Source organism: Lysobacter sp. TY2-98, from assembly GCF_003367355.1.
GTDB lineage: Bacteria > Pseudomonadota > Gammaproteobacteria > Xanthomonadales > Xanthomonadaceae > Cognatilysobacter.
This window is the reverse complement of the sequence record NZ_CP031413.1, coordinates 1,680,094-1,693,114: the sequence shown is the minus strand read 5'-3', so window position 1 is coordinate 1,693,114 and position 13,021 is coordinate 1,680,094. Positions and strand designations below refer to the sequence as shown.

The window sequence follows — 13,021 nt, the reverse complement described above, 5'->3', positions numbered from 1 at the left end:
ATGTGAAGACAACGTAACTTGAATCGAGAAGTCGATCACAATTTATTGGCCCGCATGGACGCGGACTTCACCGTTCGGCTGATGGGCCCGCTTGGGCCGACGAGCGGCGGTGGATCGGGCAGGCGGGGTCAGCCGCCGTTCGGGTCCGCGAGCTCGTTGAGGTGGTCGACCCGCTGCTTCGCCGTGTCGGCGATCTCCGAGTCCCAGGGGGACGGCCCGCGGACGACCACGTTCGGGATGACCGCGGCCGACGACTGGCGCCAGACGGCGTTGAGCGACTCGCGGTCGGGGTGCGACAGGATCAGCGCCGAGAGCATGCAGTCGTTGACCTGCGCGCGGCCGATCATGATCGCGAGGTACTGCGCGAGCAGCGACATCTGCTCCTTGAGGAACGCGACGTCCGCTTCAAGGGTTTCGATGCGGTCCTGGGGCGTCTGATCGGCCATGGGTCGAGCCTGACAGGGCGAGATTCGCGACCCGGTGAAGTTTCGACGCGTGTTCGACGTCGAGCGCCCGCCACTGCCGAGCACGCTCTCTACCCGGTCGCCATGTCCGTGCACGACACAGCCTCTCCACCGACGAACGGGCCACGCGTTTTTGACGACGCTCAAGATCGCGCCCGCGCATCGGCGGATGCTGGCCCCATCGAAACGGTGGAGAAGGCGATGACACCGCAACAGTGGGCACACGTGCTGGCCTGGTGCGCAGGCCTCGGCTACGCGGTCCTGTTGGCATGGGCATCCGCCTGGCTCGGTATGCGCGACGCCGTCTACCGCCTGCACAGTCGATGGTTCCGCCTCGATCGGGCGACCTACGAAGCCCTCATGTTCGTGATGATCGGGCTGTTCAAGCTCGCACTGATGATGCTGTTCCTGCTTCCGTTGATCGCGCTGTACGCGACGGGGCTGGCACGCGGCTCGCCGTAGCGGCTGATCCCGCATGGGGTCACTGCACGGCGTGATAGCGGGCGACGAGGTACACCTTGAAGCCCGCATCGCGGGCGCGGCAGCAGCCGAGGAGGCGATATGCACGACGTACTCGTTCGCTCGCGGACGATCGACGACTGGGACGCCGGCGTCCGCGCTGCAGCGCGCATCGCGGCGATGCTCCGCGGCGGCCTCACCGCCGTGCATGTCGTGCCGGTCGGGCTTCCACCACTGTCGCCCTATGACCTCGGCATGCTGGTCGCGGCCGCGGCGCTGGAAGTCGCTCGGCAACGCCACGAATGCGAGGCGCGCGTCGATGCATTCGATGCCTGGGCGACATCACTGGGCGTCCGCGGACCGGCTTGGCTGTCGTGCGCCGGTGACGCGGCGCGCGCCTTGCGCTACCTCGCCGGATCGCACGACCTGCTGGTCGCGTGGCTCGATCCCGCATCGGACGATCCGTGGGATTCGCCCGCGGGCGTGGGACGGCTCGCGTCCGCGACGGGGCTGCCGACCATCGTGTTGCCCTCCGACGCATCGGACGAACTGAAGCTCGACACCGTGGTCGTCGGCTGGAACGGTTCGCCCTGCGCCGCGGCGGCGCTGCATGCCGCGCGACCGTTCGTGCAGCGCGCGACCCGCGTCGTCGTGCTCGACGGCGCCGGCGCGCCCTCCGAGCCGACGCTACCTACGATCGACCTCCATCGCTGGCTCACGCGCCATTGCGCCGATGCCGAGGTGCATCCGATCGAAGCGGGAGATGGCGGGGAGGGCACCGGCGCGGAGCTGCTCGCGGCGGCGCGCCGGCTCAATGCGGATCTTCTGGTGATGGGCGCCTACGGCCACGCGCGTCTGACGGAGTGGGCGCTCGGTGGCGTCACCCGCCACGTGCTCGGCCACACCGACCTGCCGCTGCTCCTGCGCCACGAGCGCTGACGCGAAAACGAAAAAGCCGGCGCAAGGCCGGCTTTTTCAGAATTCGATTGGTCGGGGAGACAGGATTCGAACCTGCGACCTCTACGTCCCGAACGTAGCGCTCTACCAGACTGAGCTACACCCCGACACCGAGCCGCAAAGTCTAGCGGGCGGTGATGGTCACGACAAGGGGGCGTGAAGCGTCGAGCCGGGCCGCGGGCGTCCGCCGTTAAACTGTGACGACCGATCCGCCCGTTCCGGGGAACCCCTTGATCAAGCCACGCACGCCGGCCGGAGTGCTCGAACTCCTGCCGCCCGACCAGATCGCCTTCCAGCGGATGCTCGACGTCATCCGCCGCAATTTCGAGCGCTTCGGCTTCCTGCCGGTCGAGACGCCGGTGATGGAGCTGTCGGAGGTGCTGCTGACCAAGTCGGGCGGCGAAACCGAGCGGCAGGTGTATTTCGTGCAGTCGACCGGCGCGCTCGAGAAGGCCGGCGACGGTGTGCCGGAAATGGCGCTGCGTTTCGACCTCACCGTGCCGCTCGCGCGCTACGTCGCCGAGCACGAACACGATCTCGCGTTCCCGTTCCGCCGCTACCAGATGCAGCGCGTCTACCGCGGTGAGCGTCAGCAGCGCGGCCGGTTCCGCGAGTTCTACCAGTGCGACATCGACGTCATCGGCAAGGACAGCCTGAGCGTTCGTTTCGACGCCGAGCTTCCCGCGGCGATCCACGCCGTGTTCTCCGAACTCGATATCGGCGCGTTCACCATCCAGCTCAACAACCGCAAGCTGATGCGCGGCTTCTTCGAGCAGCAGGGCGTCGCAGATCCGTCCCTCCAGGCACTGGTGCTGCGCGAGGTCGACAAGCTGGACAAGCGCGGGGCCGACTACGTGCGCGAAACGCTGACGGGCGAAGGTTTTGGTCTCGCCGCGGACGCCGTCGACCGCATCCTGCGTTTCGTCGAAATCCGCTCCACGTCGCACGCCGACGCCATCGCGATGCTCGACCGGTTGGCGTCCGAAGGCGATGTCAACGAACCGCTGGCGACTGGCGTCGCCGAGTTGCGCGAAGTGTTCGAACTCGTGCGCGCGATGGGCGTGCCGGAGTCGTCGTACGCGCTGAACTTGTCCATCGCGCGCGGCCTCGACTACTACACGGGCACCGTCTACGAGACCACGCTCAACGACTACCCGCAGATCGGCTCGATCTGCTCGGGTGGCCGTTACGAGAATCTCGCCAGCCACTACACCAAGTCGAAGCTGCCGGGCGTCGGCATCTCGATCGGCCTGACGCGCCTGTTCTGGCAGTTGCGCGAAGCGGGTCTGCTCGGTGCGGCCGAGAGCACGGTGCAGGTGCTCGTCACGCAGATGGAAGCCGCGCATCTGCCGCATTGCCTCGCGGTCGCGAACGACCTGCGCCAGGCGGGCTTCAACACGGAAGTGGTCATGGAAGCCTCGAAGATCGCGAAGCAGTTCCGCTACGCCGATCGGGCGGGCATCCGTTTCGTCGTCGTTCTCGGCGACGACGAGATCGCCGCGAACAAGGTCACGGTGAAGGATCTGCGCCGCGAGGACCAGTTCCAGGTCGATCGCGCGGAGCTCGCTTCGACCCTGCGTGTCGAACTCGCGCAGCCGGTGGTGCGCGCATGAAGCCGGTGCATCTGGATGGTCGCTCGCTGACGCGCGCGCAGGTGCTGGCGGTCGCCTACGGGGCACCCGTGGAGCTCGACGAAGGGCAACTGCCTGCAGTCGCGCGTGCGGCGGATTTCCTGGCGGAGCAGGTGAGCCGCGAAGAGCCGATCTACGGCGTGTCGACCGGCTTCGGAAGCAACGCCGATCGCCTGCTCGGTTCGCAGCGCGCACGCAACGGCGCGGGCAGCGATGCGAACAATCCGCACGAATCCCTGCACGCCGAACTGCAGCGCAACCTGATCGTCACCCACGCGGTCTGCGTGGGCGAACCGTTCGCGCCGGAAGTCGTGCGCGCGATGCTCTGCATCCGCATCAATACGCTGATGCGAGGGCATTCCGGCATTCGCGTCGAAACGCTGCGCGCGCTCGCCGCGATGCTCAACGCCGGCATCGTTCCGGTCGTGCCGCAGCTGGGCTCGGTGGGGGCGAGCGGTGATCTCGCGCCGCTGTCGCATCTCGCGATCGTGCTGCTGGGCGGCGGTGAAGCCTTCCTCGGCGGGGAGCGTCTGTCCGGTGGCGAAGCGCTCAAGCGCGCGGGCCTGGAACCGGTCACGCTGTCGTACAAGGAAGGCCTCGCGCTCAACAACGGCACGGCGCAGATGCTCGCGACCGGCGTGCTCGCGCTCGCGAAGCTCGAGGATCTGGTCGACACCGCCGACGTCGCCGCCGCGATGACGATCGACGCGTTCGCGGGTCGCCTTGGTGCGTTCAAGCCCGAGGTGCACGCGCTGCGTCCACATCCGGGGCAGGTCGCGGTCGCTGCACATCTTCGCCAGCTGCTCGACGGCTCCACGCTCGCCGACATTCCGTATCACCTCGTCCCGCGTTTCCGTCCGTGGCTGCCCGACAGCTGGGCGACCGAGGAAGCGCGCGAGCTGCGCTTCGACATCGGCTGGGACTGGGTGCCGCTGTCGCAGCGCCACGGTCGCGAGAAGTTCTATACGCGTTTCCGTCCGTTCCGCGGGGGCAAGAAGCACCAGCCGCAGGACAGCTATTCGCTGCGCTGCATCCCGCAGGTGCACGGTGCGGTGCGCGACGCGCTGGCGCAGGCCGCTCGCGTGCTCGACATCGAACTCAATTCGCTGACCGACAATCCCATCGTGTTCCCCGATGCCGAAGCCGAGCATGTCGAAGACCAGGTCGTCTCCGCCGGCCACTTCCACGGCATGCCGCTTGCGTTGGCGATGAGCTACGTCAAGGCGGCGATTCCGGTGCTTGCGAGTATCTCGGAGCGTCGCCTCAACAAGCTCGTCGATCCGGCGACCAATGATGGTCTGCCCGCATTCCTGATCGGCAACGAGGACGCGACCGAGTCGGGCTTCATGATCGTGCAGTACACCGCGGCCGCGATCGTCAACGACCTCGCCAGCCGCGCGATGCCGGCGTCGGTGTATTCGATTCCGACGAGCGCAAACGCCGAAGACCACGTCTCGATGGGCGCGAACGAAGCGCGTCACGTGCTCGCAATGGCCGACGACCTCGGCAAGGTGCTGGGCCTCGAGCTCTACACCGCCGCGCAGGCACTGGACCTGCGTCGCGACATGATCAACGCGGCGCGCGCGCTGGCGCGGCAGGGCAGTGCGGACGAACTCGCCGCGAAGGTCGCGTGCGGTCCGTCTGCGGCCGGCGATCGTGCGACGTTCATGGAGGAGGTCGAAGGCCTGCGTCGCGAGCTGGCCGATGCGGGCGAGTTCGGCCCGGGTCACGCCGTTCGCGCGGCACATGACGCGATCCGCGAGGCGATCCCCTTCATGGGCTTCGACCGCGCCATGGACGCGGAAGTGCAGGTCGCCGTCCGGCTCGTGAAGGACGGAAGCGTCCTCGCGGCAGCAAGGCGCGCTGCACTCGGCGATGCCGCCGCCTGACGCGTCCCTCCAACTGGGCGTTTCCCTGAACGGGCCGGACGACCTCCGGCCCGTTCGCGTTTCCGGGCGTTGACGACGGACGACTGTCGCCGTAATGTATTAACACGCTAATACATTGGTGCGACCGATGAAGCGACGCCCGCCGCTCGATGACGCCGAAAAGCAGCTGTCCCTGGAACTCCTCGCCGAGGCGTTCGCCACCCTGCGCACGGGCGACGAGGTGCTCGCCTTCCTCGAAGACCTCTGCACGCCGGCCGAGCTCGAAGCAATGAGCGACCGCTGGCGCGTCGTGCCCTATCTGCAGGACCGCGTGCCGTATCGCGAGATCCACGACGAGACCAAGGTCAGTGTCACCACGATCGGGCGCGTCGCCCGAACCCTCGAACACGGCACGGGCGGCTATCGCATCGCCACCAAACGCCTCGCCCGCAAGCCCCGAAAAGAAAACGCATGAGCCCCTCCAACGAGTCCCGTGATCGCCTGCGCATCGCCATCCAGAAATCCGGTCGCCTCGCCGACCCGGCGCGCGCGCTGCTTGGCGCCTGCGGCCTGAGCTGGCGCGAGAGCCGCGACCGCCTGTTCTGCTACGGCGAAGCGCTGCCGATCGACCTGCTGCTCGTGCGCGATGACGACATCCCGGGCCTTATTGCCGACGGCGTGTGCGATCTCGGCATCGTCGGCCGCAATGTCCTGGCCGAACAGGATCTCGATCGTCGACAGAGCGGCGTCGCGCCCGCGTTCCGCGAATTCGTGCCGCTCGGGTTCGGCGGCTGCCGTCTTGCGCTTGCGGTACCGGATGACTGGGAATGGCGCGGCGCCGCGCAACTCGCGAATCGACGCATCGCGACCAGCTATCCGTCGCTGCTGCGCAACTGGCTCGCGGAGCAGGGTATCGACGCCGATGTCGTCACGCTGTCCGGTTCGGTCGAAATCGCGCCGCGCCTCGGCCAGGCCGACCTCATCTGCGACCTCGTATCCAGCGGCGCGACGCTCGCGGCGAACCAGCTCAAGCCCGTGACGACGCTGCTCGACAGCGAAGCCGTCCTGGCGGGTCCGGTCGCCGAATTCGAGGGTGAACGCGCGCTGCTGGCCGAACTGCTGCTGCGCCGCCTCGACGGAGCACTGCGCACGCGTCACAGCCGGCTTCTGATGTTCCAGGCCGAACGCGCTGCGATCCCGCGCCTGCTTCCGCTGCTGCCGGATGCCGAGTCGCCGACGGTGCTGCAGGTCGACGGCGCCGATCGTCTCGCGCTGCAGGCACTCTGCCACGGACGACTGACGTGGCAGCGTCTCGAAGACCTCAAGCGCGCCGGCGCACAGGGCCTGATGGTGCTGCCGGTCGAGAGCATGCTGGCATGAAGCGCGTGCGCTGGTCCGAGCTAGATGCAGCCGCGCGTGACGCGCTGCTGCGTCGCCCCGCGCAGGTGGTAGCGGACGACGTGCGTGCGTCCGTCGCAGACCTCATCGCGCAGGTGCGACGCGACGGCGATGTCGCGCTTCGTGCGCTGACGTCGCGTTTCGACGGTATCGCGCTCGAACGCTTCGAAGTCGATGCTGCCGCATTCGCGGCGGCCGAAGCTGCAGTGCCGGCCGCGCTCAAGCGGGCGATCGACGACGCTGCTGCGCGCATTCGTGCGTTTCACGAGGCTTCGATGTCCGCGCCCGTCGTGGTCGACACCGCGCCCGGTGTTCGCTGCGAACGCGTGCTGCGTCCGATCCGTCGTGTCGGTCTATATGTGCCTGCCGGCTCCGCGCCGTTGCCGTCGACGGCCTTGATGCTCGGCGTGCCGGCGCAACGCGCGGGCTGCGCGGACGTCGTGCTGTGCTCGCCGCCGCGCGCGGACGGCAGCGTGGATCCGACTGTGCTGTATGCGGCGCAGCAATGCGGTATCCGCCGCGTGTTCGCGCTCGGCGGCGTGCAGGCGATCGCTGCGATGGCATTCGGTACGGCGTCGATGCCGAAGTGCGACAAGCTGTTCGGCCCGGGCAACGGCTGGGTGACGGAAGCCAAGCACCAGGTCGCGATGACCGAAGGCGGCGCGGCGATTGACATGCCCGCCGGTCCATCCGAAGTGCTGGTGATCGCCGACGGCGGCAGCAATCCTGCGTTCGTCGCCGCCGATCTGCTGTCGCAAGCCGAACATGGGCGCGACTCGCAGGTGATCCTGGTCAGTGACGACGCGCGCGTGCTGGCGGACGTCGCCTCGCAAATCGAACGTCAGCTCGAATGTCTGCCGCGCGCCGAGATCGCCCGCGGCGCGCTGGAAGCGTCGCGGCTCATCCAGGTCGACACGCTGGACGACGCCTTCGACGTCAGCAATGCCTACGCGCCGGAGCACCTGATCCTCGCGCTACGCGAGCCGCGGCGTTGGCTGGGCCGCGTCGAGGCCGCGGGCTCGGTCTTTCTCGGCGATTGGGCGCCGGAAGCACTGGGTGACTACTGCAGCGGCACCAACCATGTGCTCCCCACCGGCGGCGCGGCGCGTTACACGGGCGGCCTGAGCGTGGCCAGCTTCCAGATCGCGATGACGGTGCAGGAAGTCGCGCGTGACGGACTCGCGGCGATCGGTCCCTGCGCCGTCGAGCTGGCTGCCGCCGAAGGGCTCGATGCACACCGTCGCGCGGTCGCACTCCGTCTGGAAGCGCTGGCATGAGTGCGCCGATCGACCTCGTGCGCGCGGACCTGCGCGACTTCGCTGGTTATCGCTCCGCGCGCAGCGATCGCCTCGTCGGTGACGTCTGGCTCAACGCCAACGAATCGGCATGGCCGAACGTCGCCGACGACGCCAACATCGTTCGCCGCTACCCCGACCCGCAGCCGGAAGCGCTGCGGACGCGCCTCGCTACGCTGTACGGTTGCCGCCCGGACCAGCTGATCGCCGGCCGCGGCAGCGACGAAGCGATCGACTTGCTGGTGCGTGCGTTGTGCATGCCGGGGCAGGGCGCGATCGTCACCACGCCGCCGACGTTCGGCATGTACGCGGTGAGCGCCAGGCTGCAGGGCGCGCGCGTTGTCGAGGTGCCGTTGATCGACGATGGTGCGAACTTCCACTGCGATGTCGATGCGGTCGCCGACGCGGCGCTCGCCTCGCGCGCCACGCTGGTGTTCCTCTGTTCGCCCGGCAACCCGACGGGCGGAGCCGTTCCGCTGGACGATGTCCGACGTCTTGCGGCGCGTCTCGAAGGCCGTGCGCTGGTCGTCGTCGACGAGGCCTACCAGGAATTCGCGCCCACGCCGTCCGCGGTATCGCTGTTGGCGACCTGTCCGAATATCGTCGTGCTGCGCACATTGTCGAAGGCGCACGCGCTGGCCGGCGTGCGCTTGGGCGTGGCCATCGGTGACGCCGACCTGATCGTCGTCCTGCGCCGCTGCCAAGCGCCCTATCCGCTGCCCGCGCCATGCGTGGCGCTGGTCGAGCGCGCACTCGGCGACGGGCCGCTCTCGCGCACTGAAGCGCGAACGCGCGAGTGCTTCGGCGAGCGCGCGCGGCTGGCGGATGCGTTGCGCGACGCGCCGGGCGTGCGACGCGTCTATCCGTCGGTCGCGAATTTCCTCCTCGTGCGTTTCGATGACGCACAGGTGGCGTTCGACGCCCTGCTGTCGGCCGGCGTCGTCGTTCGTGACGTGCGTGCCCAGCCGGGGCTGGACGACGCGCTGCGCATCACCGTCGGCCGCCCCGACGAGAACGATCGCGTGATCGCCGTGCTGGCAGGCGTCTTCGCATGAGCACGCCCATCCTCTTCGTCGATCGCGACGGCACGCTGATCGAGGAGCCGTCCGACTTCCAGATCGACCGCTTCGACAAGCTACGCTTCGTTCGCGACGTCGTACCGGCGATGCTTCGCCTGCGCGATGCGGGCTACGAATTCGTGATCGTGTCCAACCAGGACGGGCTCGGCACCGACGCCTATCCGCGCGAATCGTTCGACGGCCCGCACGATCTCATGATGCAGCTGTTCGAAAGCCAGGGCATCCGCTTTCGCGACGTGCTGATCGATACGAGTTTTCCCTCGCAGAATTCGCCGACGCGCAAGCCACAGATCGGCCTCGTCACGGGCTACCTGAAGGATCGCTCGATCGACTGGTCGCGCTCGGCCATGGTCGGCGACCGTCCGACCGACGTGCAGTTCGCGGACAACCTCGGCATTCGCGCATTCCAGCTGCGCACGCCCCAGTTCGGTGGCGAGTGGGACTGGGCGGGCATCGCGCACGAGCTCGTCAACGCGCCGCGCACCGCGCGAGTCGAGCGCGCGACCAAGGAAACGAAGGTTGCCGTCGACATCGACCTCGATCGCGTCGCTGATCCTCGCGTCCGCACGGGCCTCGGCTTCTACGACCACATGCTCGAGCAGCTCGGAAAACACGGCGGCTTCGCGCTGTCGCTGAGCTGCGAGGGCGATCTTCAGATCGACGAACACCACACCGTCGAGGACTGCGCACTCGCACTCGGCCAGGCCTTGCGTGAAGCGCTCGGCGACAAACGCGGCATCGGGCGCTACGGCGCGGCCGGGGTCGAGGCGACGGGCGAAGGCGGCGCAACCACGTGGTCGTTCACCTTGCCGATGGACGAAGCCATCGCCACCGCGGCGCTCGATTTCTCCGGCCGTCCGCTCTTCGTCTTCGACGGCGACTTCCGACGCGAGCGCGTGGGCGACCTGCCGACCGAGCTCGTCCCGCATGTCTTCCGCTCGCTGTGCGAGACCGCGGGCTTGAACCTGCACCTGCGCGTGCGCGGCGACAACGACCACCACAAGGTCGAGGCCTGCTTCAAGGCGGTCGCGCGCGCCCTGCGCCCCGCGCTCGCACGCAGCGGCGTCGAACTGCCGTCGACCAAGGGCACGCTCTGATGGACGTCGTGCTGATCGATGCCGGTGGCGCGAACATCGGCTCCGTGCGCTACGCGTTAGAACGCCTTGGCGTGAACGCGCGCTTCAGTGCGGACGCGAACGACATCGCGTCGGCAGACCGTGTCGTACTGCCCGGGGTGGGCGCTGCCGCGGCCGGCATGGCGCGCCTGCGTGAGCTGGGACTTGTGGACTGCGTGCGCAGCCTGCGCCAGCCACTGCTCGGTGTGTGCCTCGGCATGCAGCTCTTGTTCGAATCGTCGGAGGAGGGCGAGGTCGACTGCCTCGGCCTATTGCCGGGACGTGTGCGCAAACTCCCAGGCGCACCGGGCCTGCGCGTGCCGCACATGGGCTGGAACACGCTGGAGCGGGTCGCCGACGACGCGTTGGTCGACCGTATCGACGACGGCTCGCACGCGTACTTCGTGCACAGCTACGCGGCGCCTGTCACCGACGACACCATCGCCACCTGCACGCACGGCGAACGCTTCGCCGCGGTCGTGCGTCGCGGCCGTCACATGGGCGCGCAGTTCCACCCGGAGCGCTCCGCGGACGTCGGGGCGCGTGTACTCGAGAATTTCCTGAAGGTGCCGGCATGAGCGACTTCACCGTCTACCCGGCCATCGACGTGCGCGGCGGCCGCGTCGTCCGCCTGCGTCAGGGCGATTACGCGCAGGAGACGCGCTATGCCGAGGATCCGCTCGCGGTCGCCGAGCGCTATGCGGGGGCCGGCGCGACGTGGCTGCACCTGGTCGACCTCGATGCCGCGCGCGACGGCGGCTACTCGATCCAGACATTGCTGACGCGCATCGGCACCTCGACCGGCCTGCGCGTGCAGACCGGTGGCGGCGTGCGGTCGGCCGACGACGTCTCGCGCCTGCTCGACGCGGGCGCCGATCGCGTCGTCATCGGTTCGCTGGCCGTCCGGCAGCCGCAGGCCGTCGCGAGCTGGATGGCGCGTTTCGGTCAGGACCGCCTGACCATCGCGCTCGACACGCGCGAATCGGCGGCAGGTTGGACGCTGCCCACGGAAGGCTGGACGCACGACGGTGGCGTCGACCTGTTCGACCTCATCGATCTCTATGCGACGGCCGGCTTGCGGCACCTTCTCTGCACCGACATCGGGCGCGACGGCATGCTGGCGGGCCCGAATCTGTCGCTGTACGAAGCGCTGATCGCGCGTGCGCCCTCGCTGCGCGTCCAGGCGTCCGGCGGCGCGCGATCGGCGGCGGACGTGCGTGCAGCACTCGACGCGGGATGCGCCGGCATCGTGCTCGGCAAGGCGCTGCTGGAAGGGCGACTCACCGTGGACGACGCGATCGCAGCAGCGACGGAGCCGGCGCCGTGCTGAGCCGGCGCATCATCCCGTGCCTCGATGTCCGCGACGGTCGCGTCGTGAAGGGCGTGCGCTTCCGCGATCACGTCGACATGGGGGACATCGTCGAACTCGCGCTTCGCTATCGCGACGAAGGCGCCGACGAACTGGTCTTCTACGACATCACGGCAAGCCCCGAGGGCCGCACGGTCGATCGCCGCTGGGTCGAACGCGTGGCACGCCTGATCGATATCCCGTTCTGCGTCGCCGGTGGCATTCGCAGCGTCGACGATGCACGCGCGGCGCTGCATGCGGGCGCCGATAAGATCTCCGTCAATACGCCGGCGCTCGAACGACCGGAACTGATCGATGAGCTCGCCGACGCCTTCGGTGTGCAGTGCGTCGTCGTGGGCATCGACAGCCTGCGCGACGACGACGGCGAGTGGCGGGTGCGCCAATACACCGGCGATCTGTCGCGCACGCGGGCGCTCGCGCGTCGCACGCTCGACTGGATCGCCGAAGCGCAGCGGCGCGGCGCGGGCGAGATCGTCCTCAACTGCATGGGCAGCGACGGCGTGCGAACCGGCTACGACATCGAGCAACTGCAGGCGGCGCGCGCCGTCTCGAACGTACCGCTGATCGCATCGGGTGGCGCGGGGGCGGCATCGCACTTCGCCGACGTCTTCCGCGACGCCGACGTCGATGGCGCACTCGCCGCCAGCGTGTTCCATTCCGGCACCCTGCGGATTCCCGACCTCAAGCGTGGCCTGGCGGACGCCGGCATCGAGGTGCGTCGTGTCTGAGCCCATCGCGTTCGATCTCGAAGCGGTCGACTGGGTGAAGCAGGATGGCCTGCTGCCCGCGGTCGTGCAGGACGCGCGTACGCTGCGCGTCCTGATGGTCGGCTGGATGGATCGCGACGCGCTCGCGCATACGCTGGCTACGCGGCAGGCCACCTTCTACAGCCGCACGCGCCAGCGTCGCTGGACCAAGGGCGAGACCTCGGGCCACGTGCTCGACGTCGTCGACCTGCGGCTCGACTGCGATGCGGACACGCTGCTGCTGCTCGCGCACCCGCGCGGCCCGACCTGTCATCTCGAACGCGCAAGCTGCTTTCCTGACGCACCGGGTGATTTCCTTGCGGAACTCGACGACGTCGTCGAACGCCGCGCGATCGAGCGACCGGCGGGCAGCTACACCACGAAACTGTTCGATGCCGGCATCCGCCGCATTGCGCAGAAAGTGGGCGAGGAGGGCGTCGAAACGGCGCTCGCGGGCGTCGCGCAGGACAACGACGCACTGCTCGGTGAATCCGCGGACCTGCTGTATCACCTGGTCGTGCTGCTGCGCGCGCGCGGGCTGTCGCTCGCCGATGCGGTCGACGTGCTGCGTGCACGCCACGCACCCGCGAAGTAGTCCAGCGAAACCAGCTGCTAGGCTTTGGGCCTCGACCCGGAGGCC

14 protein-coding genes and 1 tRNA gene are annotated in these 13,021 nt (G+C 68.6%); 13 read left to right on the top strand and 2 right to left on the bottom strand.

Annotated elements, in window-relative coordinates; all coding sequences use genetic code 11:
- Nucleotides 1-128 precede the first annotated feature (128 nt).
- Nucleotides 129-446: a hypothetical protein gene (locus tag DWG18_RS08060; protein ID WP_115646726.1), complete on the bottom strand. Its 318-nt coding sequence runs from the start codon at nucleotides 444-446 to the stop codon at nucleotides 129-131.
- Nucleotides 447-665: 219 nt separating this feature from the next.
- On the opposite strand from DWG18_RS08060, the gene DWG18_RS08055 reads away from it, so the two are divergent.
- Together DWG18_RS08055 and DWG18_RS08050 are read left to right on the top strand one after the other, a co-directional pair.
- Nucleotides 666-926, top strand: a complete 261-nt coding sequence (locus DWG18_RS08055) for a DUF6868 family protein (RefSeq protein ID WP_162823762.1) — start codon at nucleotides 666-668, stop codon at nucleotides 924-926.
- A 99-nt stretch (nucleotides 927-1,025) separates the two neighbouring features.
- A complete protein-coding gene (locus DWG18_RS08050; RefSeq protein ID WP_115646724.1) occupies nucleotides 1,026-1,862 on the top strand; it encodes a universal stress protein in 837 nt (278 codons plus the stop codon).
- Nucleotides 1,863-1,910: 48 nt separating this feature from the next.
- On the opposite strand, the gene DWG18_RS08045 is transcribed toward DWG18_RS08050, so the two are convergent.
- Nucleotides 1,911-1,987, bottom strand: a tRNA-Pro gene (locus DWG18_RS08045).
- 123 nt (nucleotides 1,988-2,110) lie between these two features.
- Here DWG18_RS08045 and hisS point away from each other — a divergent pair.
- The 11 genes from hisS (at nucleotide 2,111) to hisIE (ending at nucleotide 12,976) form a co-directional block, all read left to right on the top strand.
- Nucleotides 2,111-3,493, top strand: coding sequence for a histidine--tRNA ligase (gene hisS / locus DWG18_RS08040; protein ID WP_115648099.1), 1,383 nt, complete (start codon nucleotides 2,111-2,113; stop codon nucleotides 3,491-3,493).
- Nucleotides 3,490-5,400, top strand: a complete 1,911-nt coding sequence (locus tag DWG18_RS08035; RefSeq protein ID WP_115646723.1) for an aromatic amino acid lyase — start codon at nucleotides 3,490-3,492, stop codon at nucleotides 5,398-5,400. The genes hisS and DWG18_RS08035 overlap by 4 nt, the downstream gene beginning before the upstream one ends.
- Before the next feature lie 127 nt (nucleotides 5,401-5,527).
- Entirely contained in the window at nucleotides 5,528-5,854 is a 327-nt protein-coding gene (locus DWG18_RS08030; RefSeq protein WP_115646722.1) for a YerC/YecD family TrpR-related protein, read from the top strand.
- The gene (gene hisG, locus DWG18_RS08025; protein ID WP_115646721.1) at nucleotides 5,851-6,759 is read left to right on the top strand and encodes an ATP phosphoribosyltransferase; all 909 of its coding nucleotides are present in this window, start codon (nucleotides 5,851-5,853) and stop codon (nucleotides 6,757-6,759) included. The genes DWG18_RS08030 and hisG overlap by 4 nt, the downstream gene beginning before the upstream one ends.
- Nucleotides 6,756-8,054, top strand: coding sequence for a histidinol dehydrogenase (gene hisD, locus DWG18_RS08020; RefSeq protein ID WP_115646720.1), 1,299 nt, complete (start codon nucleotides 6,756-6,758; stop codon nucleotides 8,052-8,054). Before hisG ends, hisD begins: the two co-directional genes overlap by 4 nt.
- Entirely contained in the window at nucleotides 8,051-9,127 is a 1,077-nt protein-coding gene (hisC, locus tag DWG18_RS08015) for a histidinol-phosphate transaminase (RefSeq protein WP_115646719.1), read from the top strand. The genes hisD and hisC overlap by 4 nt, the downstream gene beginning before the upstream one ends.
- A complete protein-coding gene (gene hisB / locus DWG18_RS08010; protein ID WP_115646718.1) occupies nucleotides 9,124-10,248 on the top strand; it encodes a bifunctional histidinol-phosphatase/imidazoleglycerol-phosphate dehydratase HisB in 1,125 nt (374 codons plus the stop codon). The genes hisC and hisB overlap by 4 nt, the downstream gene beginning before the upstream one ends.
- The gene (gene hisH, locus DWG18_RS08005; RefSeq protein ID WP_115648098.1) at nucleotides 10,245-10,844 is read left to right on the top strand and encodes an imidazole glycerol phosphate synthase subunit HisH; all 600 of its coding nucleotides are present in this window, start codon (nucleotides 10,245-10,247) and stop codon (nucleotides 10,842-10,844) included. Before hisB ends, hisH begins: the two co-directional genes overlap by 4 nt.
- Nucleotides 10,841-11,596 carry a 1-(5-phosphoribosyl)-5-[(5-phosphoribosylamino)methylideneamino]imidazole-4-carboxamide isomerase gene (hisA, locus tag DWG18_RS08000; protein ID WP_115646717.1) on the top strand — a complete coding sequence of 252 codons (756 nt, stop codon included), beginning with the start codon at nucleotides 10,841-10,843 and terminating at the stop codon, nucleotides 11,594-11,596. Before hisH ends, hisA begins: the two co-directional genes overlap by 4 nt.
- Entirely contained in the window at nucleotides 11,590-12,363 is a 774-nt protein-coding gene (hisF, locus tag DWG18_RS07995; RefSeq protein WP_115646716.1) for an imidazole glycerol phosphate synthase subunit HisF, read from the top strand. The genes hisA and hisF overlap by 7 nt, the downstream gene beginning before the upstream one ends.
- Nucleotides 12,356-12,976: a bifunctional phosphoribosyl-AMP cyclohydrolase/phosphoribosyl-ATP diphosphatase HisIE gene (gene hisIE, locus DWG18_RS07990; RefSeq protein ID WP_240318488.1), complete on the top strand. Its 621-nt coding sequence runs from the start codon at nucleotides 12,356-12,358 to the stop codon at nucleotides 12,974-12,976. Before hisF ends, hisIE begins: the two co-directional genes overlap by 8 nt.
- The last annotated feature ends 45 nt before the right edge of the window (nucleotides 12,977-13,021 follow it).